Annotated in this window: 17 protein-coding genes and 5 pseudogenes; 11 read left to right on the forward strand and 11 right to left on the reverse strand. The window is 74.6% G+C overall.

What is annotated here, in order from left to right; genetic code table 11:
• The 9 genes and pseudogenes from ACFOW4_RS02630 to ACFOW4_RS02670 all read left to right on the forward strand — a co-directional run.
• Positions 1 to 648: pseudogene (locus tag ACFOW4_RS02630) on the forward strand (hypothetical protein); the annotation flags it as partial.
• Positions 645 to 860 (forward strand): annotated as a pseudogene (gvpJ, locus tag ACFOW4_RS02635) (gas vesicle protein GvpJ); the annotation flags it as partial. The pseudogenes ACFOW4_RS02630 and gvpJ (ACFOW4_RS02635), both read left to right, overlap by 4 nt.
• Positions 861 to 1,074: 214 nt before the next feature.
• On the forward strand, positions 1,075 to 1,830 hold the full coding sequence (locus ACFOW4_RS02640) for a GvpL/GvpF family gas vesicle protein (RefSeq protein ID WP_377524078.1): 756 nt from the start codon (positions 1,075 to 1,077) through the stop codon (positions 1,828 to 1,830).
• A 3-nt stretch (positions 1,831 to 1,833) separates the two neighbouring features.
• A complete protein-coding gene (locus tag ACFOW4_RS02645) occupies positions 1,834 to 2,148 on the forward strand; it encodes a gas vesicle protein GvpG (protein WP_377524080.1) in 315 nt (104 codons plus the stop codon).
• 5 nt (positions 2,149 to 2,153) lie between these two features.
• Complete coding sequence (locus tag ACFOW4_RS02650; protein ID WP_377524081.1) at positions 2,154 to 2,501, forward strand: gas vesicle protein; 348 nt, start codon at positions 2,154 to 2,156, stop codon at positions 2,499 to 2,501.
• Positions 2,502 to 2,550: 49 nt separating this feature from the next.
• Positions 2,551 to 2,703 (forward strand): annotated as a pseudogene (gene gvpJ, locus ACFOW4_RS02655) (gas vesicle protein GvpJ); the annotation flags it as partial.
• A 167-nt stretch (positions 2,704 to 2,870) separates the two neighbouring features.
• Entirely contained in the window at positions 2,871 to 3,701 is an 831-nt protein-coding gene (locus tag ACFOW4_RS02660) for a GvpL/GvpF family gas vesicle protein (RefSeq protein WP_377524083.1), read from the forward strand.
• Complete coding sequence (locus ACFOW4_RS02665) at positions 3,698 to 3,943, forward strand: gas vesicle protein (protein ID WP_377524084.1); 246 nt, start codon at positions 3,698 to 3,700, stop codon at positions 3,941 to 3,943. The genes ACFOW4_RS02660 and ACFOW4_RS02665 overlap by 4 nt, the downstream gene beginning before the upstream one ends.
• Entirely contained in the window at positions 3,940 to 4,293 is a 354-nt protein-coding gene (locus tag ACFOW4_RS02670) for a gas vesicle protein K (RefSeq protein WP_377524086.1), read from the forward strand. The genes ACFOW4_RS02665 and ACFOW4_RS02670 overlap by 4 nt, the downstream gene beginning before the upstream one ends.
• Before the next feature lie 51 nt (positions 4,294 to 4,344).
• Here the strand turns inward: ACFOW4_RS02670 and ACFOW4_RS02675 are convergent, their stop codons facing one another.
• The 9 genes and pseudogenes from ACFOW4_RS02675 to ACFOW4_RS02715 all read right to left on the reverse strand — a co-directional run bounded on the left by ACFOW4_RS02675 (position 4,345) and on the right by ACFOW4_RS02715 (position 13,904).
• Positions 4,345 to 5,277: an SMP-30/gluconolactonase/LRE family protein gene (locus tag ACFOW4_RS02675; RefSeq protein ID WP_377524087.1), complete on the reverse strand. Its 933-nt coding sequence runs from the start codon at positions 5,275 to 5,277 to the stop codon at positions 4,345 to 4,347.
• 118 nt (positions 5,278 to 5,395) lie between these two features.
• Positions 5,396 to 6,955 (reverse strand): annotated as a pseudogene (locus ACFOW4_RS02680) (AAA family ATPase); the annotation flags it as partial.
• Between the two features lie 69 nt (positions 6,956 to 7,024).
• Positions 7,025 to 7,621, reverse strand: a pseudogene (locus ACFOW4_RS02685) (ATPase); the annotation flags it as partial.
• 37 nt (positions 7,622 to 7,658) lie between these two features.
• Entirely contained in the window at positions 7,659 to 8,204 is a 546-nt protein-coding gene (locus ACFOW4_RS02690) for a hypothetical protein (RefSeq protein WP_377524089.1), read from the reverse strand.
• Positions 8,205 to 8,246: 42 nt separating this feature from the next.
• A complete protein-coding gene (locus tag ACFOW4_RS02695; protein WP_377524090.1) occupies positions 8,247 to 9,020 on the reverse strand; it encodes an ATP/GTP-binding protein in 774 nt (257 codons plus the stop codon).
• The gene (locus tag ACFOW4_RS02700; RefSeq protein ID WP_377524092.1) at positions 8,998 to 9,486 is read right to left on the reverse strand and encodes a DUF742 domain-containing protein; all 489 of its coding nucleotides are present in this window, start codon (positions 9,484 to 9,486) and stop codon (positions 8,998 to 9,000) included. The genes ACFOW4_RS02695 and ACFOW4_RS02700 overlap by 23 nt, the downstream gene beginning before the upstream one ends.
• On the reverse strand, positions 9,483 to 9,953 hold the full coding sequence (locus ACFOW4_RS02705) for a roadblock/LC7 domain-containing protein (protein ID WP_377524093.1): 471 nt from the start codon (positions 9,951 to 9,953) through the stop codon (positions 9,483 to 9,485). The genes ACFOW4_RS02700 and ACFOW4_RS02705 overlap by 4 nt, the downstream gene beginning before the upstream one ends.
• Complete coding sequence (locus ACFOW4_RS02710) at positions 9,950 to 12,733, reverse strand: nitrate- and nitrite sensing domain-containing protein (protein WP_377524095.1); 2,784 nt, start codon at positions 12,731 to 12,733, stop codon at positions 9,950 to 9,952. The genes ACFOW4_RS02705 and ACFOW4_RS02710 overlap by 4 nt, the downstream gene beginning before the upstream one ends.
• On the reverse strand, positions 12,720 to 13,904 hold the full coding sequence (locus ACFOW4_RS02715) for a hypothetical protein (protein WP_377524096.1): 1,185 nt from the start codon (positions 13,902 to 13,904) through the stop codon (positions 12,720 to 12,722). The genes ACFOW4_RS02710 and ACFOW4_RS02715 overlap by 14 nt, the downstream gene beginning before the upstream one ends.
• A gap of 375 nt (positions 13,905 to 14,279) precedes the next feature.
• On the opposite strand from ACFOW4_RS02715, the gene ACFOW4_RS02720 reads away from it, so the two are divergent.
• Complete coding sequence (locus tag ACFOW4_RS02720; protein ID WP_377524098.1) at positions 14,280 to 17,144, forward strand: alpha/beta fold hydrolase; 2,865 nt, start codon at positions 14,280 to 14,282, stop codon at positions 17,142 to 17,144.
• A complete protein-coding gene (locus ACFOW4_RS02725) occupies positions 17,144 to 18,010 on the forward strand; it encodes an ABC transporter permease (protein ID WP_377524099.1) in 867 nt (288 codons plus the stop codon). Before ACFOW4_RS02720 ends, ACFOW4_RS02725 begins: the two co-directional genes overlap by 1 nt.
• A 10-nt stretch (positions 18,011 to 18,020) precedes the next feature.
• Here ACFOW4_RS02725 and ACFOW4_RS02730 read toward each other — a convergent pair whose 3' ends face one another.
• Positions 18,021 to 18,452 (reverse strand): DUF4232 domain-containing protein, encoded by a 432-nt coding sequence (locus tag ACFOW4_RS02730; RefSeq protein WP_377524101.1) that lies wholly within the window; start codon positions 18,450 to 18,452, stop codon positions 18,021 to 18,023.
• Positions 18,453 to 19,093: 641 nt separating this feature from the next.
• Complete coding sequence (locus ACFOW4_RS02735; protein ID WP_377524102.1) at positions 19,094 to 19,408, reverse strand: ArsR/SmtB family transcription factor; 315 nt, start codon at positions 19,406 to 19,408, stop codon at positions 19,094 to 19,096.
• Between the last annotated feature and the right edge of the window lie 72 nt (positions 19,409 to 19,480).

The raw sequence follows: 19,480 nt of genomic DNA on the forward strand, positions 1-19,480 counted from the left end.
CCGGACCGGCTCATCCACTGGCGGTCCAAGGGTGAGAAGGGCTCGGTCGACGGCACCGTCAGCTTCCACGAGATCACCCCGGACCTGACCCGCATCCTGGTGGTGCTCGAGTACCACCCGCAGGGTCTGTTCGAGCACACCGGCAACCTCTGGCGGGCCCAGGGCCGGCGGGCGCGGTTGGAACTCAAGCACTTCGTCCGGCACGTGATGACCCAGACGGCGCTCGACCCCGACTCGGTCGAGGGTTGGCGCGGCGAGATCCGCGACTCCCAGGTGGTCAAGGACCACGAGACCGCCCTCCGTGAGGAGCAGGAGCAGCAGGAACAGCAGGAGCAGCAGGAGCAGCAGGAGCGGGAGGAGCCCGAGCAGGAGCGTCGCGCCCGGCCGCCCGAGCGGGGCCGCCGCCGGCCGCCGGAGCGGCGTCGACCTCCGGAGCAGGAGTACGACGAGTACGAGGACGAGTACGACGAGGTGTACGAGGACGAGGAGCCGGAGGAGGAGCAGCCGCCGCCGCGTCGTCGGGCGCCGGAGCGTGCCCGTCGTCCGCAGCCGCGTGAGGAGCCGCAGCGTCCGGGCCCGGCCCGGCGTGCCCCGGAGGCGCCTCGGCGCCCGGTGGTCCGCCGTCGGCGGGAGGAGCGGGACGAATGAGCATCGCGACGAGTGGTGCCCAGACCGGCAGCGCGTTGGAGCGGGGTGGCTCGTCCTCCGGGCTGGCCGACGTCGTGGAGACCGTGCTGGACAAGGGCGTGGTGATCGACGCCCAGGTCTCGGTCGCCGTGGTGGGCATCCAGCTTCTGGAGATCAACGCCCGGATCGTCATCGCCAGCGTCGAGACGTACCTGCGGTTCGCCGAGGCGGTCGATCGCCTCGACATCACGCCCAGAAACCAGAAGGGGCTCCCGGATCTGGTCGGGGGCGCCTCGGGAGCGATCGGCGCCGGCAAGGCCGCCGCCGGTCTCGGCAAGACCGTCGGGGCGATCGGCGGTGCCGTGAAGGACGCGGTCGGCGAGCTCGGCTCGGACCGGGACCGGGACCGGGACCGACCGCGCCGACGGCGGGACGAGGAGCGCTGAGATGGCCGACGAGATCGGGCTCTTCGTCTACGGCATCGTCCCCTCCGACGTGGAGCCGACCCCGGACGCCGTCGGTGTGGGCGACCCGCCGGGCGAGGTGGACGTGGTCCGACAGGACCGGATCGCCGCGCTGGTCAGCGAGGTGGGGCTGGAGGAACCGTTGGGCCGGCCGGCTGACCTGACCGCGTACCAGGAACTGCTGGACGGGACGGCGGCGGTGGCGCCGGTGCTCCCGGTGCGGTTCGGCACGGTCGTCACCGGGCCGGACGCGGTGGCCGACCTGCTCGACGCGCACCACGACCGGTTCGCGGCCGCGCTCGACGAGTTGGAGGACCGGATCCAGTACACCGTGCACGGCCGCTACGACGAGCAGGAGGTGATCGCCGAGATCCTCGCGGAGAACCCGGCGGCCGCGGACCTCGCGGCCCAGGTGCGGGGACAGTCCGAGGCGGCCACCCGGGAGCAGCGGATCCGACTCGGCGAGATGATCAGCCAGGCGGTCGAGCTGCGCCGGGAGGCGGAGAGCCGGCACCTGATCGACACGCTCGCCGCGCTGTCGGTGGCGAACGCACCGCGCCAGCCCAGCAACGAACTGGACGCGGTGAACGCCGCCTTCCTGGTCGACGTCGACCGCGAGGACGAGTTCGTCGAAGCCGTGGAGGAGTTCGCGGAGCAGCGGCGGGACGTGATCCGGATGCGGCTGCTCGGGCCGCTGGCCCCGTACGACTTCGTCAGCGCACATCAGCTGGTGGAGTGACGCATGGACATCCTCTGGGGGCTGTTGACCCTTCCGTACGCCCCGGTGCGGGGGCTGACCGCGGTGGTGAAGGTGATCGCGCGGGAGGCGGAGTCACAGCGGTACGACCCGGCCAACATCCGGCGTGAGCTGGAGGAGTTGGACGCGGCGGCGGCCGCTGGCGAGATCACCTCGCAGGAGCGTGACCTGAGACAGCAGCAGGTGCTGGACCGGCTGACCGGTACGGGTGGCGGCGCTCGTCGCGCTGCCCCGGGCGCGGGCCGACCCGCGCCCGGGGCAGCGGGCCGGCCCGTGAACCGCCGGCGGCGGGGGAGGTGAGCGGGGTGCCGATCCGTGGCGACGGTGATCGCACCCGCCGAAGGGAGCCGGAGGGCGACGACGTCGACCAGTACGACGAGGAGGAGTACGTCGAGCCGGTGTCGGCCGCGGAGGCGGTCCGGGAAGGGGTGCGCCAGATCGTCGAGCTGACCGGCCGGGACCCGGTCGGCGCCACCTCGCTCGAGGCCACCGACGACGGCTGGCGGATCGGGGTCGAGATGGTCGAGGACCACCGGATCCCCGCGTCGACCGACCTGCTCGGCCTCTACGAGGTCGAACTGGACATCGAGGGCGGCCTGCTCGGCTACCGGCGGGTGCGCCGCTACCAGCGCGGAAAGGGCGAGGTGGGCTGAGATGACCAGACCACAGGCTCCGTCGGTCGTGCAGAACTCCGGCCAGGTCCTGCCCGCCGGGCACGAGCCGGCCAACCTGGGCGACATCCTGGAGCGGGTGCTCGACCGGGGCATCGTGATCGCCGGCGACATCCGGGTCAGCCTGCTCGACATCGAGCTGCTGACGTTGAAGCTGCGGCTGGTCATCGCCTCGGTCGACACCGCGCGGCAGATCGGCATCGACTGGTGGGAACACGACCCTTGGCTCAGCTCGCGGGCCCGACCCCCGGTGGAGCCGGGGCCGCGTGACCCGGAGCAGGTCGAGGCGGAGCGCCGGCCCCGCATCGCCGCCCGGGCGCGGCGGCTGGACGCGGAACGGGAGGACTGGGAATGACATCGACGGTTGAGCTGGCCGCCGGCCGACCCGTCCCGACCGCCGGAGCCTGGCTGCACGGTGTGGTCCGGGACGCCGAGCCAGCGGCGTTGGCCACGATCGTCGGCATGGACGGCGGCCCGGTCCGCCCGGTGTCCGCCGGCGGCCTGGTGGCCGTCGTCAGCACGGCACCGCTGGAGGAGTACGGCGAGCAGCCGCTGCGCCGCAACCTGGAGGACCTGGCCTGGTTGGAGCGGGCGGCCCGGGCGCACCACGAAGTGGTCGCGGCGCTGGCCCGCCGGGGGCCGGTGGTGCCCGCCCGGCTCGCTACCGTGCACACCGACGACGGGCGGGTGGCGGCTTCCCTCGTCGCCCGCCGGGCGGAGCTGGCCGCCACCCTGGACCGGTTGACCGGGCGAGGCGAGTGGGGCGTCAAGGGCTACCTGGTCGCGGGCGCCACCACCACCGCCGACGAACCGGACGGCGGCGGTGGGGTGGGTACGGCGTACCTGCGTCGGCGGCGGGCGCAACTGACCGCCGGGGAGGAACGCCAGCGGGCGGCCGGCGCGGCGGCGGACGCGGTGCACGCCGCCCTGAGCGAGCTGGCCGTGGCGGGTCGTCGGCATGCGCCGCAGGACCGACGGCTCTCGGGGGAGGCGGCCCCGATGGTGCTCAACGGGGCGTACCTGGTGGACGTCACCGCGCTGGCCGGGTTCACGGCCCTGGTGGGGGCGCTCGCCGGCCGCCATCCGGGGATCCGGTTGGAGCTGACCGGCCCGTGGCCGCCGTACTCCTTCGTGGCGGAGCGGCCCGCGGAGCCGGCGCATACCGTGCGGGAGCCGTGGTGACCACCTCGCTCGCGCCGAGCAGCGCCGACGATCCGCTGGCCTACCGCCCGGTCGCCCTGGTGGACCTGCTCGACCGGGTGCTCGCCACGGGGGTGGTGATCAGCGGCGATCTCACCCTGGCCATCGCCGATGTGGACCTGGTCCGGATCTCACTGCGCGCGCTGGTCGCCTCGGTCGGTGCGCTGGCACCGCCCGAGTTCGGCCCCGACCCGCTCGACGGGCCGGTCGGTGAGGCCGGATGACCGGGCGGGACGAGGCGGCCGAGCTGGCCGCCGCGCTGGGCGCGGAGCCGTGGCGACCACCCCGGGTCACCCCGCTGGACCGCCGGATCGAGGTGGACCGGGACTCGGTCGAGCGTGGGCTGGCCAGCCTGGTGCTGACCGTCGTCGAGCTGTTGCGGCAGCTGATGGAGCGGCAGGCGCTGCGCCGGGTCGACCTCGGTGACCTCACCGAGGAGCAGGTGGAGCGGATCGGCGTGACGCTGATGGCCCTGGAGGAGCAGATGGTCGGGCTGCGTCAACACTTCGGCCTGGCCCCCGAGGACCTGAACCTGGACCTCGGGCCGCTCGGCCCGCTGCTCCCCACCGACTGACCCGGCGCCGACGGCCGGCGGCGACCGTGTGGTCGCCGCCGACCGGGTCGATCAGGCCGGGACGCGGACGATGTCGTAGTCGGTCTCCGGCGTGGACTCGACGTCGAAGCGGCCGTTGACCACGTACAACGCCCGGCCGAGCAGGTCACCGGTGGCCGGCACGCGCAACTGCGGGCCGACGATCTCCCGCTGCACCACCCCGGCGGTGTACCGGGCGTTGAGCCGGACCACCGCGATGACGCTGGTCAGGTTCCGGATCACGTAGAGGGTGTGCCCGCGCAGCACCAGGCCGTCGGCGCGCTCCACCGAGTAGCCACCCAGGTCGACGAGGCGGCTGGCGCCGGTGTCCGGGTCGATGCGTACCAGGCGGCCGGGCAGCATCTGCGCGACCAGCAGGTCTCCGTCGGGCAGCGCCACGATCCCGTTGTGGTACGCGTCCGGCGTCGCCGCCGGGCCGGTCAGCGGCAGCACCCGCACGTCCGTGGCGGCCGGCAGCCGGCCGCCCGGGCCGAGCGGCACCACGTAGAGGACCTGCCGGGCGGAATCGGTGAAGTAGACCCCCCGCTGGGTGATCACCAGGTCGTTGACCAGGCTGCCCGGCTCGTCGGTGAACTGGTAGTGGGCCAGCCGGGCGCCGCTGTCGGCGTCGTAGACGCTGGCACCGCCGCCGGAGAAGTCGGCGGTCCACAGCCGCCCCTGCGGGTCGAGCTTGAGGCCCGCCTTGTCGGTGCCGGGCACTCCCGGAATCAGCACCGAACCCTGTCCGGTGCGTAAGTCGCCCCGCCAGATCGCACCGTCCAAGATGGACCCCACGAACACGGTGGTGCCACGGCCGATGGTCAGCCCCTCGGGGGTGAACCCGTCCGGCAGGGCGATCCGTGCCGGGAACGGCTTCGCCGGGTGGGCGGCCGCCGGCGTACCCACCGTAACCAGGGTCGCCGCCGCCACGAGGGGGACGGCGAGGAGAGAGAGCAGCTTGCGCAAGGGGCACCACCTGACGTCGATGTGGATTTCTCCACTGGGGAGTGTGACCTCCAATGAACGCCCTGGACGGGGCGGAAAGTTGGCGCTCGCGCCGGAGATCCGTACCGTCACCGGCCGGTCACTGGCGGTCGGCGGCGTACCCGGCCAGCCAGGCGACCTGTGCCGGGTCCAGCGACGGGCGGACCCGCCGCCGGGCGGTGGCCACGTGCCCCGCGGTGACCGTGACGGCGGTCAGCGACTCGCGCATCGCGGCCAGCGCCGCCTCGCGGACCAGCGCGGCGCAGTCCGCCGCGGAGAAGCCGTCCAACTCCCCGCCGAGCGCGGCGAGGTCGACGTCCGGGGCCAGCGGCACGTTGCGGGACGCGGCCCGCAGGATCTCCGCCCGGGCCGGGCCGTCCGGCGGCGGCACGTAGACCAACCGCTCCAGCCGGCCGGGTCGCAGCAGCGCCGGGTCCACCAGGTCGGGACGGTTCGTCGCGCCGATCACGACCACGTTGCGCAGCGCCTCGATTCCGTCGAGTTCGGTGAGCAGGGCGGCGACCACCCGGTCGGTGGTGCCCCCGTCGGTGGCCTGACCGCGCACCGGCGCGAGCGCGTCCACCTCGTCCAAAAAGATCAGCGTCGGTGCGGCCTCCCGGGCCCGGCGGAACAGCTCCCGGACCGCGCGTTCGCTCTCGCCCACCCACTTCGACAGCAGCTCGGCACCCTTCACCGAGAGCACGTTCGCCCGCCCCGACCCGGCCAACGCCGTCACCAGATAGGTCTTGCCGCAGCCGGGCGGGCCGTAGAGCAGCACCCCGCGCGGCGGCTGCACGCCGAGCCGGGCGAAGGTGTCCGGGTACGTGAGCGGCCAGAGCACCGACTCGGTCAGCGTCTGCTTGACCTCGACCAGGTCACCCACGTCGTCTAGGGTCACCGAGGCCAGCTCCAGGGTGGACGCCGCCATCGTCGTCGGCCGGACCACCTCCAGGGCGGCGGTGAAGTCGGCCATCGCCACCGTCGGCGTCTCGGCCGACTTCTGCCGCAGGGCCGCCCGCACCCCGGCCTCGCGGACCAGCGCGGCCAGGTCCGCGGCGACGAACCCGGGGGTACGCCCGGCGACCTCGTCCAGCCGCACGTCGTCGGCGAGCGGCACCTGCCGGGTCAGCACGGTGAGCTGCTCCCGGCGCAGCGCCGGATCGGGCAGCGGGATGCTGATCCGCAGCGACAGCAGGTCCGGCGCGCGCAGCGCCGGGTCGACGGCCTCCGGGCGACCGGTGGTGCAGACCACGGCGGTGCCGGCCCGGACGGTCTCCGCGAGCACCTGGCGGAACACCGTCGCCACCGGGCCCGGCTCGTCCGCCGGGGCGAGGGCCTCCACGTCGGTGACCAGCAGCACCGCCGGTCCGTCGGCGCGGGCCGCCTCGCCCGCGGAGCGCAGCCGGTCGGCGGCCGCCTGGTTGGTCAGTGCCGCCACCTCGGGCGCCCAGAGCGGGTGGACCCGGGCACCGACCTTCGCCGCCACCGCCCGGACCAGCGCCGACTTTCCGGAGCCGGCCGGCCCGCCGAGCAGCACCCCGAGCGAGATGGTGGTGCCCAGCCGGCCCAGCACCTCCCGGTGGTGGAAGCCCAGGTCGAGCAGCTCGGTCAGCTCCTCGGCCTGGGCCCGCAAACCGGGTAGCTCGTCGACGGCCGGCGCGTCGGGGACGGACTCCGCGCCGACGCCCGGGTCGAAGCGGACGGTCGGGGTCGGGGCCGGCCGGGCGACCGGAGCGGCGGGGCCGTGGGTCACCGGGCCGTGCTCCCAGCCGACCATCGTCTCCATGGTGACCAGGGCCCCGGCACCCGGTTCGACCGCGACCACGGTGAGCAGGGTGCTGGTCCAGGCGTACCCGACCGTGTTGGCGAGGCTGCGCCGGGCCGCCTCGACCAGGCTGCGCACCGAGGCGTCCGGCAGCACGTCCTGCGGCAGCAGCGACACGTCGTCGCCGGCGGTGACCACCTTGCCGAGCAGGGCGAGCCGGAGCATCTCGGGGCTGACCGCCGCGACCACCTCCACCGGCCCGGCCAGGACGACCCGACGCGCGGGGGTCACCGGGAGCGGGGTGACCCGTACCTGCCCGCCGTCGCGTACCCCCAGGTTGCCCAGCGTCAGGTCGTCGGCGTACAGCAGGGCGGCGCTCGCGCCCACCTCGGCCGCCGCCACGATCCCGGCGGTCTCCCGCCGCCCGTCCAGCCGGACCGGGTCGCCGGGGCGCAGCCCCAGCGCGGTCAGCACCTCCGGGTGCAACCGGACGATGCCCCGTCGGGCGTCCAGCGCGGCCGGCCGCAGGCTCGCGGTCAGGGTCAGGTCGGGTTGCGCCACGGACTGACCGTAGTCGCCGGAAGCACGCCCCGCCCGGTCAGCGGCGCGGATCCAGCTCGTCCAGCAGCGACGGGTCCCGCCGGATCAGCTCGGCCAGTCGGGCTGCCGGGTCCGGGCTCAACCCGTCCGGGCCCGGCGCCCAGTCCGGCACCGTGCGGCCCGACATCGGCCAGGCCGGCGGAGGCTCCGGCGGTGCCGGTGGCGCGTCGGTGGTCGCCGGGCCGACCGTGACGTCCGGGCCGTCCCAGTGGACCCGCAGCGGGTACGTCCGCCCGGCGTGCTCGACCCCGACGGTCACCACCAGCCCGGGGTGCGCGGCCACCGCCTGGCGGACCGCCTCGACGACCTCCTCGACCGGGCCCCACCCCACGGCCTCGGCGGGGACGTCCCGCCCCGCGTGCCGGCCGGGCCCGGCGTTGCGGTGGCCCGGGTGCCCGGTCCCGGGCCGGTCCGGTTCGCGGGTCGGACCGGGCGGCGCGGAGTCGTCCGCGCCGGCCACTCCGCCCGGGTCGGTGGCCCGCCGGCGCAGCGCCTCCTCGCGCCGGGCCAGCCGGGCCAGCGTCTCGTCCAGGTCACCCCTCACCAGATCACCCCTTCCCGCCACGGGCCGTCGCCGCCGATCGGCTCAGGCCCTCCTGTCCCGGGTGGCCCGCTCCAATGCACGGTCCAGGACGACCAGCAGGGCGTCCCGCACCGAGAGCCGGTCCCGGGCGTCGAACTGCACCAGGGGTACATGATCGCCGATGGCCAGTGCCCACCGGATCTCGCCGAGCTCCAGGGCCAGCCGCCCGTCGAAGGCGTTCACCCCGACCACGAAGGGGAGCCCGGCGCGTTCGAAGAAGTCGATCGCCGGATAGCACTCGTCCAGCCGGGCACTGTCCACCACCACCAGCGCGCCGAGTGCGCCCCGGGCCAGGTCGTCCCACATGAAGCCGAACCGGGCCTGCCCGGGCGTACCGAACAGGTAGAGCTTCAAGCTGCGGTCGATGGTCACGCAGCCGAAGTCCATGGCCACGGTGGTCGTGGTCTTCGCCGACCGGACGCCCGGGTCGTCCACGCCGATGCCGGCGCTGGTCATCTCGGCCTCGGTGGTCAGCGGTGCGATCTCGGAGATCGCCCCGACCGTGGTGGTCTTGCCGACTCCGAACCCGCCGGCAACCAGGATCTTGACCGGGATCGGCGGGGTGGCCCGTGGCCGGTCCACCGGGTCCGGCGTCGACGCGGCGCCCGGGGTGGCGGTCGGCGGCCGGTACGGCGGCGGCGGGTCCGTCGGCGGCGGACCGGTGCGCCCGGCAGCGGGGCCGGCGCCGGGCGAGGTGCCGTAGCGGGCGGCGGCGCTGTTGGCGGCGAGCCCGCCCAGCGGGGCCACCGGCCATTCAGGAGATCGCACGGAGTCCATCAATCACTCGCAGGATGAGGTCGGGGTCGAGGACGTCGTCCGCGTCGCCGACGTGCACGTCCAGGTGCCCGGCGGCGCTCAGGTCGCCGACCAGGACCCGGGTCACGCCGAAGTGCATCCGCATCCGGGCGGAGATCTCGGCGACCGAGATCGGCTCGGTGCAGAGTGCGACGATCGCCCGCAGCTCCGGCGCCAGCCGGACGGCTGCCGTCCCGTTCCACCCCCCGTCCTCGGGGCGGGCGGTCACCTGCGTCTCCAGCCCGATCGCCGGATCCGCACCGGCCACCCGCCCGGCGGTGAGCACGAACGGGCGCGGACCGGCCGGCCGGGCCGGCGCGGGTTCCGGCTCGGCCGGCGACGGTGGCGCCGGCACGCCGTCCCCGCTCGCGGGTGGCGTCCGCAGGTAGGGGCGGATCCGGACGGACTGGTCCGGGTCCGGGTCCTCGCCGGCGACGTCCGGGGTCACTGCTGGACGGCGTTCTTCAGCTCGGCGATCAACCGCGGGGTCAGCGCGCCTCCGGCCCGACCGGCGAAGAGCGTCATCTCGTACGCGACGGTGCCCAGGTTGGCAGACCGGTCGGCGACCACCCCGAGCACGGAACCGCTGCTGATCGCGCTGATCAGCAGGTAGCCGTCCGCCATGTCGACGATCACCCGGTTGAGCCCGCCGAGCGCGTACCAGCTGGCGGCGCCGCCGGCGAGGCTGGTCATGCCGGAGACCACTGCGGCGAGCCGCTCCGCGTTGGACCGGTCCTTGATCGCCGACATGGCCATCAGCAGCCCGTCCGAGGAGACCGCGATCGCCTCCAGCACTCCGGCCGTGCTGGAGGTGAAGGAGTCCAGGAGCCAGTTGAACGTGCGGGCCTCCGGGCTGAGGTCACCCCCCGGATGGTTCTGGTGGTCGACGTTGTCGTGCAGGAAGGGGCTGGTCACCGTGATGATCCTTCGTTCCGGCGGTCGGGGCTGACTTCGCGGAGAGCGCGGGCGACGCCCGCCTCGAAATCGGTGATGCGGTCGCGGACCTCGGCCGGGTCACCGGGGTGCGAGCTGATCGGCTGGCGTACCGGGCCGACTGCCAGGTTCGCCCCGGGCACCCGGCGGCTCAGGCGGGGCCGGCCGGGGGTCGCCCCGGCGGTGTCCGCCACCGTCGGACCGAGGCCGCCCGGCGTCGCCGGCAGGTCGACCGTCGCGCCCGGGTCCACCGTCGCCGTACCGGATCCGCCGGCGGGCACGTTGGGGACGGTCCGCATCGACCAGTGCCCGACGGGGAGGTCGAGGGCCGGCGCGCGGCTCAGCTCGGCCCGGCGTACCCCGGACTGGAACGCCTCGACCAGCGCGCGGGCGGCGTCCGGGTCGGCGCCGGTCGCGTCGACGGGCCCGACCGGCGGTGCGGCGGTGGGCAGGGTGGCGCCGGGCACCCGCTGCCGTACCCGGGGACCGGCCGGGTCCCCGAGCGGCGGCTCGGTCGCCCGTAGCGGACCTCGGGGTTGCTCTTCGGCGTCCCACCGCCCGGCGCCGGCGATGCCCGGCCCGTTGTCGGCGGCGAGGGTGGGCCGGCGGGGCAGCCCGGAGCCGGTGACGGGAAGTTCGGGCGGCGTGTCCGGAGTGGAGCCACCGGTGGCGAAGGCGTCCCACGACTCGCCGGCCTCCAGACTGCGGGTGGCGCGGTCGAGCAGGTTCGGGTCGAACCCGACGCCGGCCGGGCCGGGCACCGCGGCCGACGACGGGGTGTGAGGTATCGCGGTGGTGGTCGCCGACGCGGGGGTCCGCCCGCCCCGGCCGGCTTCCAGCGCGAACGGGGACCGCCGGTCCCGGGCCGGCACCGCGGCGCGGGCCACGGTCGCGCCGGCCCGATCGGCGCGCCGGATCACCAGTGACGACTGCGGGATCTCGATCCGGGCGGTCACCCCACCGCCGGGGGTAGGGGCCAGCTCCACCGCCCAGCCGTGCCGGCGGGCCAGCCGACCCACCACGAAGAGGCCGAGCAACTCGGTCGGGGCCAGGTCGAGCCGTTCCCGCCGGGTGAGCCGGGCGTTCTCCTCGGCCAGCCGCTCCTCGGTCATCCCGATCCCGTGGTCCACGACGGCGATCCGGGCACCGAGCCCGGTCAGCTCACCGGAGACCAGCACCCGGGTGTGCGGCGGAGAGAAGACGGTGGCGTTCTCCATCAGCTCGGCCAGCGCCAGCACGAGGTCGCCGACGGCCGCCGGGGCCGCGGAGATGCCCGACGGCACCTGCACGTCCACCCGGGTGTAGTCCTCGATCTCGCCGAGCGCCAGCCGGACCACGTCGGCCAGCGGCACCGGGGCCGTGTGCGCGTCCGCCCCGGTCGAGCCGGAGAGCACCACCAGGCTGCCGGCGTTGCGCCGGAGCCGGCTGGAGACGTGGTCGAGGCGGTACAGGTGCTCCAGCCGGCCCGGGTCGGTCTCCTGCTGCTCCAGCCGGTCGATCAGCTGGATCTGCCGACCCACCAGGTTCTGGGTACGCCGCCCCACGTGGCCGAACATCTGCGCCACGTGGCGCCGGCCGGCTACCTGCCGCTCGACCAGGCGGGCGGCAGTGCTCTGCACCCGGTCGAAGGCGCGGGCCAGGTCGCCGATCTCGTCCGAGGCCCGGATGTCCACGGGATCCAGTCGGACCGGCTGTGCGCTCTCCGCCTCGTCGTCGGCGACCCGGACCAGCTCCGCCTCGGCCACCCGGGCGACCCGGTCGGCGGAGCGGGTGAGCCGGGTCAGCGGCCGGGCCACCGTGCGCGCCACGGCCGCGCTGAGCAGCACCACCACCGCCAGGATCAGCATCGCCCCGGCGGCGACCAGGTACGCGGCGGTCAGCGCCCGCCGCTGCTCGGTGGTGACCTCGGCGAGCACGTCCGCGACCAGCTTCTTCTCCACGAACTGGCCCAGCCTGATCATGGAGCGGACGGACGGGAAGAGCGCGTCCAGCGGCACGTCGCGGATCGCTCCGGCCGGGTCCCGGGCGCTGGTGATGAGGAAGTCGCTGCTGGTGCGGGCGGCCACCGCCTCGTCGTTGAGCTGCGCCAGCCGCAACTGCTCCGGAGTGATGAGGCTGCGGAACCGTAGGTTGTCGACCTGCAGGGCGGCGATACAGGCGACGTAGCCCGCGCTGGCCTCGGCGCTCCCGGTGGCCTTCACCAGCACGATCAGGGTGGCGCACGCGCCCAGACCCTCGTCGGCGCGCAGCAGCGCGTCCAGGGCCAGCACCTGACGGCCGGGCTGGGTGTCGGTGTCCACGCTGAACGCCAGTCGCAGCGACTCGATCAGCGCCCGGTCGACCGTGCCGAACCCGTCCATCACCTGGGTCGGGCTCGCGGCGCGGGCCAGTACGGCGGTCCGCAGGTCGATGAGGCTGCGTACGCCGTCCAGGGCCTTGTCGACCCGTTGGGTCAGCGCGTCGCTGCCACCGGCGCGCAGGTCGGCCACCCCGTCGTCCACGTCGGTGGTCTTCTGCACCAACTCGCCGCGCTCCACCCGGCCGAGCAGGTAGCCGACCGAGAGGATGCGTTCCTGCTGGAGGTCCTGCACCAGGCTGCCGACCCGGCTGGCGAGCCGGACCCGGTCGGCGATGTCGTCGGCGCGTTGCGCGGCGGCGACCCGGTCGAGGACCACCGGCACGGCCAGCCCGGCCATGCTGAGCAGGGGGATCACCACGAGCAGGGCGAGTTTGCCCCGGATTCGGAGCCTACCGAGCAGCATCGAACGGCCCCCACTGGGCGGGGCCGGGGTCGCGGGCGGCGCCCACCGGTTGCAGCGGCCGGGACTCACCGTGCCGGCCCGTGGGCGGTTGCCACGCCTCGTCGCCCGGCTGCGGGTCGGTGCCTTCCCCGGTCGTGGTCGCGGTGGCCCGACGGCGGGCCCGGCGAACCGCCGCGAGCAGCAGCGCACCGATCCAGCCCAGCAGCAGGGCGGCGGCCGACGCGGCGCCGATGGCCCACCAGCGGTCCCGGTCCAGTCCGTCGATCCGCTCGGCCAGCAGCGCGTCGAGTTCGCCGAGGATGACCGGCTGGAGCTGCTTGCCGGCGGCCTGCGCGTTCAGCCGGGCCGCGGCCAGCTGGCCCGGGTCCACGGCGCCGGTGCCGCCGGTCGGGGCGGAGTACGCGGCGAGCGCCTCGACCGAGCGCTGGTACGTGTCGAGCGGGATGAGCACGTTCGCGCCCAGGTCCGTGCTCTCCGAGCTGTCCACGGCCGCCCGCAGGTCGTCGACGAGGTCGGTGGCGGGTGCCAGGGCGGCCAGCCGCAGGCTGGCGAGTTCGAGCAGGCTGCGGGTGCGCTCGGCGGCCGGTCGACGGGGAGCCAACGTCGCCATGTCGGCGAGCCGACCGGCGGCCACCACCGCCTGCGGCAGGTCCCGTCCCGCGCTGTCCTGAAGGAAGAAGGAGTCCGCTCCCGGATCGCGGACCAGGCCGGAGCTCTCCCGGACCTTGCGGTGCAGGGCCAGCAGCAGGTCGGTGACCTCCCCGTACGCGGCGTACGCGGACTCGGGGTCGGTGGGGCTGCGGTCGCGCAGCGCCTCCAGCTTGGCCCGCAGCCCCGCCCAGCGTTCCTGGCTGCGCAGCTCGAAGCCGATCCGGGCGTCCACCGCGGCGGCCTCCTCGACCGCGCGGGTCAGCGCCTCGCCGGAGGCCGGGCGACCGGTGACCGCGGCGGACTGCGCGTCCACCAGCGCGTCGGTGACCGGGGCGAGGGCGCGCAGGTACTGCACACCGAGCCGTTCCCGGGCGGCCAGGTCCCGGTCCTCGTCGGTCTGCCGCCAGGTCTGCGCGAAGAGCAGACCCAGCGGGGCAAGCAGCGCCACGACGAGCAGCAGCGGCAACAGCCGGCCCAGCACGGAGGGCCGGCGACGGGCCCGCGGCGCGGGGACTGTCATGGTGTCTGTCTCCTCCGGCGACGGCGGGGGATCGGCGGTGTCGGGGGTCGCCGAGGGAGTCCCGTACACCGGACCGGAAAAGTAACCGAACCGCCGGTGGCTCACCCCTTCGTCGGTGAGTCAGTTTTGCGTCAGTTCGAGCGATGTCACCGTTGGTCCGCCTTCCGGGCACGCTGTGTCGCGTCGACGGGTGTGACATGGAATGATCGAGGTGGATTTCCGCCGAAGATCGGAATTCACGGGATCCGAATTCAACTCACTGGGTTGCGCTGGACGATGCGCGGTCGCACCCGTCCGGTCGTCGATCGGGGCAACCGGACGAACGTACGGCGGATCTCAGCCAACCCTCAGGCTGCGCGCCGTACCGTGTGCCGCATGAGATCGCCGTCGCCGGCCGCGTGGATCCGGCGTGCCCTGCCCACCCGCCGCCGCGCGATCGCCGCGGCGGCGGTGCTCGTGCTGCTGGCCGCCGCCGTGACCTGGGCGGTGTGGCCGCGGGGGGCGGGCTTCCGCACCGAGACCGCGATGCTCACCGTCCGCTCCGGACCGGCCGGCGACCAGCCGGTGGCGCTGGACACCACCTACTATCTGCCGGCGGACGCCTCGCCCGGGCGGAAGGTGCCGGCGGTGCTGCTGGCGCACGGGTTCGGCGGCACCAAGGAGTCGGTGCGCGCCGACGCGGAGGAGTTCGCCGGTCGTGGATACGCCGTGCTCACCTGGACCGCCCGTGGCTTCGGCCGCAGCGGTGGGGAGATCCATCTGGACAGTCCGGACTACGAGGTCCGCGACGCCCAGCGACTGCTGGACTGGCTGGCCGCCCGCCCGGAGGTGCGTACCGACGCCGCCGGCGACCCGAAGGTCGGCGTGGTCGGCGGCTCGTACGGCGGCGGCCTGGCGCTGCTGCTCGCCGCCCAGGACCGGCGGGTGGACGCGATCGTCCCCATGATCACTTGGAACGACCTGTCCCGGGCGTTCCTGCCGGAGAGCACCGGTGGAGCGCCGACCGAGGGCGTGTTCAAGAAGGGCTGGGCCGGGCTCTTCTTCGGCGGGGGCGGCAACGCCGGCACCGGTCCGGCCGGGCTCTCCGGCGCCACCGCCGCCCAGCCGCAGGGCGCACCGGCGTCGGCCGGCCCGCCCAGCCCGGAGCCGGGCGCAGGACCGGGCACCGGTCCCGGTGGCGCCCCGGCCGGCGCCGCCGACCCGTCCTGCGGCCGGTTCGCGGCCGATGTGTGCGCCGCGTACCTGCGGATCGCCACCACCGGCCGGGCCGACCAGGCCGCCGTCGATCTGCTGCGCCGCTCCAGCCCGGCCGGCGTGCTGGACCGGATCGAGGCTCCGACCCTGCTGGTGCAGGGCGAGGCGGACACCCTCTTCCCGCTCGGCGAGGCGGACGCCAACGCCCGGGGCATCGCGGCGGCCGGCACCCCGGTCCGGGTGGCGTGGTTCACCGGCGGGCACGACGGCGGCGCGGGCCCCCGCTCGGACTCCGACCGGGTCAGGTTCCTGACCGCGCAGTGGCTCGACCACTACGTCAAGGGCGAGGGTGACGCGCCGGGCGACGACTTCACCTGGTCGCGGATCGCCGGCTTCGACGCCCTCGACCGGGGTCTGGTGGCCACCGGCTACCGCGGCACCGACTACCCGGGCCTGGCCGGCGACGCCCGGCGGGAGGTCACCGTCGCCGGGCCGGCCCAGCCGATCGCCAACCCCCCGAACGGCAATCCGGCCGCCATCTCCTCGGTGCCCTTCGCCGGGGCGCTCACCTCCCTGCTCGGCGGAGTGGCCGGCGACGTACCCGGCCAGCACGCCCGGTTCGAGTCGACGCCGCTGACCGAGGCGGTGGACGTGGTGGGCGCACCCACCGTCACCCTGCGCGCCGCTTCCCCGACCGGCGAGGCGGTGCTCTTCGTCAAGCTCTACGACGTCGACCCGGACGGCACGGCCACCCTGCCGAACGGGCTGGTCGCCCCGGTGCGGCTCACCGGCCTGCCGCAGCGGGTGCAGGACGCCACGCCGGTCACCGTGACGCTGCCCGGGATCGTCCGTCGGGTCGAGGCCGGGCACCTGCTGCGGCTGGTGGTCGCCAGCTCCGACCAGGCGTACACCACGCCGGCCCAGCCCACCGTCTACACGGTCGCGGCGGACGGCGCGGTCAGCCTGCCGACGGTGACCGGCGAGCCGATCCCCACCACGGCGACCGTCTGGCGCTGGGTGCTGGCCGGGCTGCTCGTCGCCATCGCGGTCGGGCTCGTCGTGGTCGTCGCCGTGGTCCGCCGCCGGCACCGCCGGCAGGACAGCTCCGTGCATCCGGAGTACGCGGACACACCGCTGGCCGTGCGCCGGCTGCGCAAGGAGTACGCGGACGGCTTCGTCGCCGTGTCGAACGTGGACTTCGAGGTGCACCCGGGCCAGGTGATGGGGCTGCTCGGGCCGAACGGCGCGGGCAAGACCACCACGCTGCGCGTGCTGATGGGGCTGACCCAGCCGACCGCGGGGGAGATCTACGTCTTCGGCCGTCGGCTGGTGCCCGGCTCGCCGGTGCTCTCCCGGATCGGCGCGTTGGTCGAGGGGCCCGGTTTCCTCCCGCACCTGTCCGGCCTGGAGAACCTGAGGGCGTACTGGCGGGCCACCGGCCGGCCGGCGGCGGACGCGCACTTCGACGAGGCACTGGAGATCGCCGGGCTCGGCGACTCGGTGCACCGGAAGATCAAGAACTACAGCCACGGCATGCGCCAGCGGCTCGCCATCGCCCAGGCCATGCTGGGCCTGCCGGAGCTGCTGGTGCTCGACGAGCCGACCGACGGGCTCGACCCGCCGCAGATCGCCGAGATGCGCCGGGTGCTCCAGCGGTACGCCACGGACGGGCGCGGGGTGCTGGTCTCCAGTCACCTGCTCGCCGAGGTGGAGCAGACCTGCACGCACGCCGTGGTGGTGAACAAGGGCCGGATCGTGGCGTCCGGGCCGGTGGAGGAGATCGTGGGCGAGTCGCCGAGCGTGCTCTTCGACGTCAGCGACCCGGTGGCGGCGCGGGCGGTGCTGGACCGGCTGCACGGGGTCCGGGTGCTGCCGGAGAGCGACGGCGAACTGGTGGTGGACACCAACGGCACGGCCCGCAGCGAGGTGGTGGCCGAGCTGGTGCGCGCCGGCATCGGGGTGGACCGGGTGGTGCCCCGGCGCCGCCTGGAGGACGCGTTCCTCGCCCTGGTGGGCGAGAACTCTCGGGGAAGCGGTGACCGGTGATGGGGAGTTCCACGGTCGGTGCGGCGGCGGGCTACCGGCCGTCGGCCACGATGCCGTTCGGCGCCGAGTTCCGCCGGCAGGCGTCCCGGCGGCGGACCCAGCTCGCGCTGGGGTTCATGGTGCTGCTGCCGCTGATCATCCTGGTCGCGTTCCAGTTCAACTCCGGCGGCGACGACGACAACGGCAACAACGAGTTCTCCAGCCTGGTCGACCTGGCCACCTCCGGCGGGCTCAACTTCACCCTGTTCTCGATCTTCGTATCGGCGTCGTTCCTGCTGGTGGTCGTGGTCGCACTCTTCTGCGGGGACACGGTGGCCAGCGAGGCGAGCTGGGGCAGCCTGCGCTACCTGCTGGCGATCCCGGTTCCCCGCGCCCGGCTGCTCACCGTGAAGCTGGTGGTCGCGCTGGCGTACTCGGGGCTGGCCCTGGTGCTGCTGGCCGGCACCGCCCTGGTCGCCGGCACCTTGCGCTACGGCTGGTCGCCGCTGCGCAGCACGGTCGCCGCGGAGCTGGAGCCGGGGGAGGGCCTGTTGCGGCTGCTGGCGGTGCTCGGCTACCTGGCGGTCGTACTGCTGGTGGTGGCCGGTCTGGCGTTCCTGCTGTCGGTGACGACGGACGCGGCGCTGGGCGCGGTGGGCGGAGCGGTCCTGCTCTGGATCCTGTCGAGCATCCTGGACCAGATCACCGCCCTCGGCGCGCTGCGTGCCTTCCTGCCGACCCACTTCAGCGCCGCCTGGCTGGGGCTGCTGTCCACCCCGGTGCAGACCGACGACGTGGTACGCGGCGCCATCTCGGCGATCAGCTACGCCACGCTGTTCTGGGGGCTGGCCTTCTGGCGCTTCACCCGCAAGGACGTCACGTCGTAGCCGACTGATCTCACAGCCGGCCGTCCGGCGGGCTGACCGACGAAGGCACGGCGCTGGGCACCGGCGGCATGGCCGGTTGCGAGGGCGCGGGCGACTCGGCCTTCTTCCAGGCGCTGACGCCGATCCGACCGGTGTTGCCCACGTCGATGGGGCCGTCCGGGTCGACGCTCTCGGCCGACCGCCCGGCGGCCGGCGCGACCATCAGGTACGCCCCGTTGGCGGCCGGCACGGTCGGGTCGGTGACCAGGTTGCGCCAGAACACCACGGCAGTGGCCCGTTCACCTCTGTGCAGCTCGACCGGCCGGGGCGCCTGGTCGAAGCCCGAGGTGATCTCCTTCGCCCCGTGCAGCACCCGCAGGGCGATCGGCTCGCGGTGGTCGTCCAGCACGCGCAGCACCGGGTAGCCGTTGAGCCGGTAGGGGCGGTCGCCGCAGTTGACCACTCCAGGCCGAGAGCGCGCAGCCCCATCGCGGCATCCGACCCGGTCGCCCGGATCAGGATGCCGAACTCCGGGCACCGAGCCATCGGGTCGATGCCCGCCGACGTCGTCGGGCTGGCCGGGGTCGTGAACCCGGGGATCGGGCCCGGGCCGTGCCCGCCCTGCCCTCGATCGTCGGCGGGACCGCAGGCGCCGAGCACGAGAGCCACCGCGGCCGCCGTGCCGGCCAGAGTGTGCCGTCGTGCCGCCGTGCCTTGGGAGATCATCCACCGATCCTCATCCACGCCACCGCCGCGCCGCCGCCCGCCCCTCGATCTCAGCTGCATTCGTCCTCGTCACGGCTCGGCACCCACTGTCGCTCGTCCCTGTCGCGAGTGGCGGCGGGCCCCTGCTCGGCGCCGCCCGCTGCTAGCGCCGCCCGCTGTTCAGCCCCGCCCGCTGTTCTGCCCCGCCCCATATCTGGGGCAGCTCGACAGGAGGTGCACGCAGGCTGCCGCCGGCTACTCCGTCCCGTCCCCGTTCACGGTCCCGCCTCTGTCTCGGTCCGCGGTTGGGTCGGGCGATCTGGAAGGAGAGCGCCCTCGCGGAGCTCGGGTTCCTTCCGAGATCTGCTGAGCGGGCCGGGTCTGCGCCGCCGGTCTGCGTCAGTCCTGCTGGGGCGGAGTTTGCCGAGTCAGAACGGCGTTCAACAGTCCCGGGTAGAGCTGCTCCAGGTCGGCACGGCGCAGTTGGACGTAGCGGCTGGTGCCGGCGGCCCGGGTGCGGGTCAGGCCGGCCTCGCGCAGCACCTTGAGGTGGTGGCTGCGGGTGGCCTTCGAGATGCCGAGTTCCAGGCTGCCGCAGGCACGCTCGCCCTCCTCGGCCAGCGCCCGGACGATCCGTAGCCGGATGTCGTCGGCCAGGGCTCCCAGCACGGCCGTGACGGGTACGTCGCGCAGCTCGGGTTCGTGCGGCTTCATGTGACCAGTGTAACCGTTGTTCGACAATCGTCGAACCTGCTCCTATGGTCGGTGGTATTGGTTCGAAAATAG

The organism is Micromonospora sp. GCM10011542, from assembly GCF_042650685.1.
Classification (GTDB): Bacteria; Actinomycetota; Actinomycetes; order Mycobacteriales; family Micromonosporaceae; genus Micromonospora.

Coding starts and splice junctions, on each gene's coding strand:
- ACFOW4_RS02710 (WP_377524095.1), bottom strand. CDS start 12,733: ATGCTGCTCGGTAGGCTCCGAATCCGGGGCAAACTCGCCCTGCTCGTG.
- ACFOW4_RS02735 (WP_377524102.1), bottom strand. CDS start 19,408: ATGAAGCCGCACGAACCCGAGCTGCGCGACGTACCCGTCACGGCCGTG.
- ACFOW4_RS02715 (WP_377524096.1), bottom strand. CDS start 13,904: ATGACAGTCCCCGCGCCGCGGGCCCGTCGCCGGCCCTCCGTGCTGGGC.
- ACFOW4_RS02660 (WP_377524083.1), top strand. CDS start 2,871: ATGACATCGACGGTTGAGCTGGCCGCCGGCCGACCCGTCCCGACCGCC.
- ACFOW4_RS02645 (WP_377524080.1), top strand. CDS start 1,834: ATGGACATCCTCTGGGGGCTGTTGACCCTTCCGTACGCCCCGGTGCGG.
- ACFOW4_RS02725 (WP_377524099.1), top strand. CDS start 17,144: ATGGGGAGTTCCACGGTCGGTGCGGCGGCGGGCTACCGGCCGTCGGCC.
- ACFOW4_RS02695 (WP_377524090.1), bottom strand. CDS start 9,020: ATGGACTCCGTGCGATCTCCTGAATGGCCGGTGGCCCCGCTGGGCGGG.
- ACFOW4_RS02640 (WP_377524078.1), top strand. CDS start 1,075: ATGGCCGACGAGATCGGGCTCTTCGTCTACGGCATCGTCCCCTCCGAC.
- ACFOW4_RS02670 (WP_377524086.1), top strand. CDS start 3,940: ATGACCGGGCGGGACGAGGCGGCCGAGCTGGCCGCCGCGCTGGGCGCG.
- ACFOW4_RS02720 (WP_377524098.1), top strand. CDS start 14,280: ATGAGATCGCCGTCGCCGGCCGCGTGGATCCGGCGTGCCCTGCCCACC.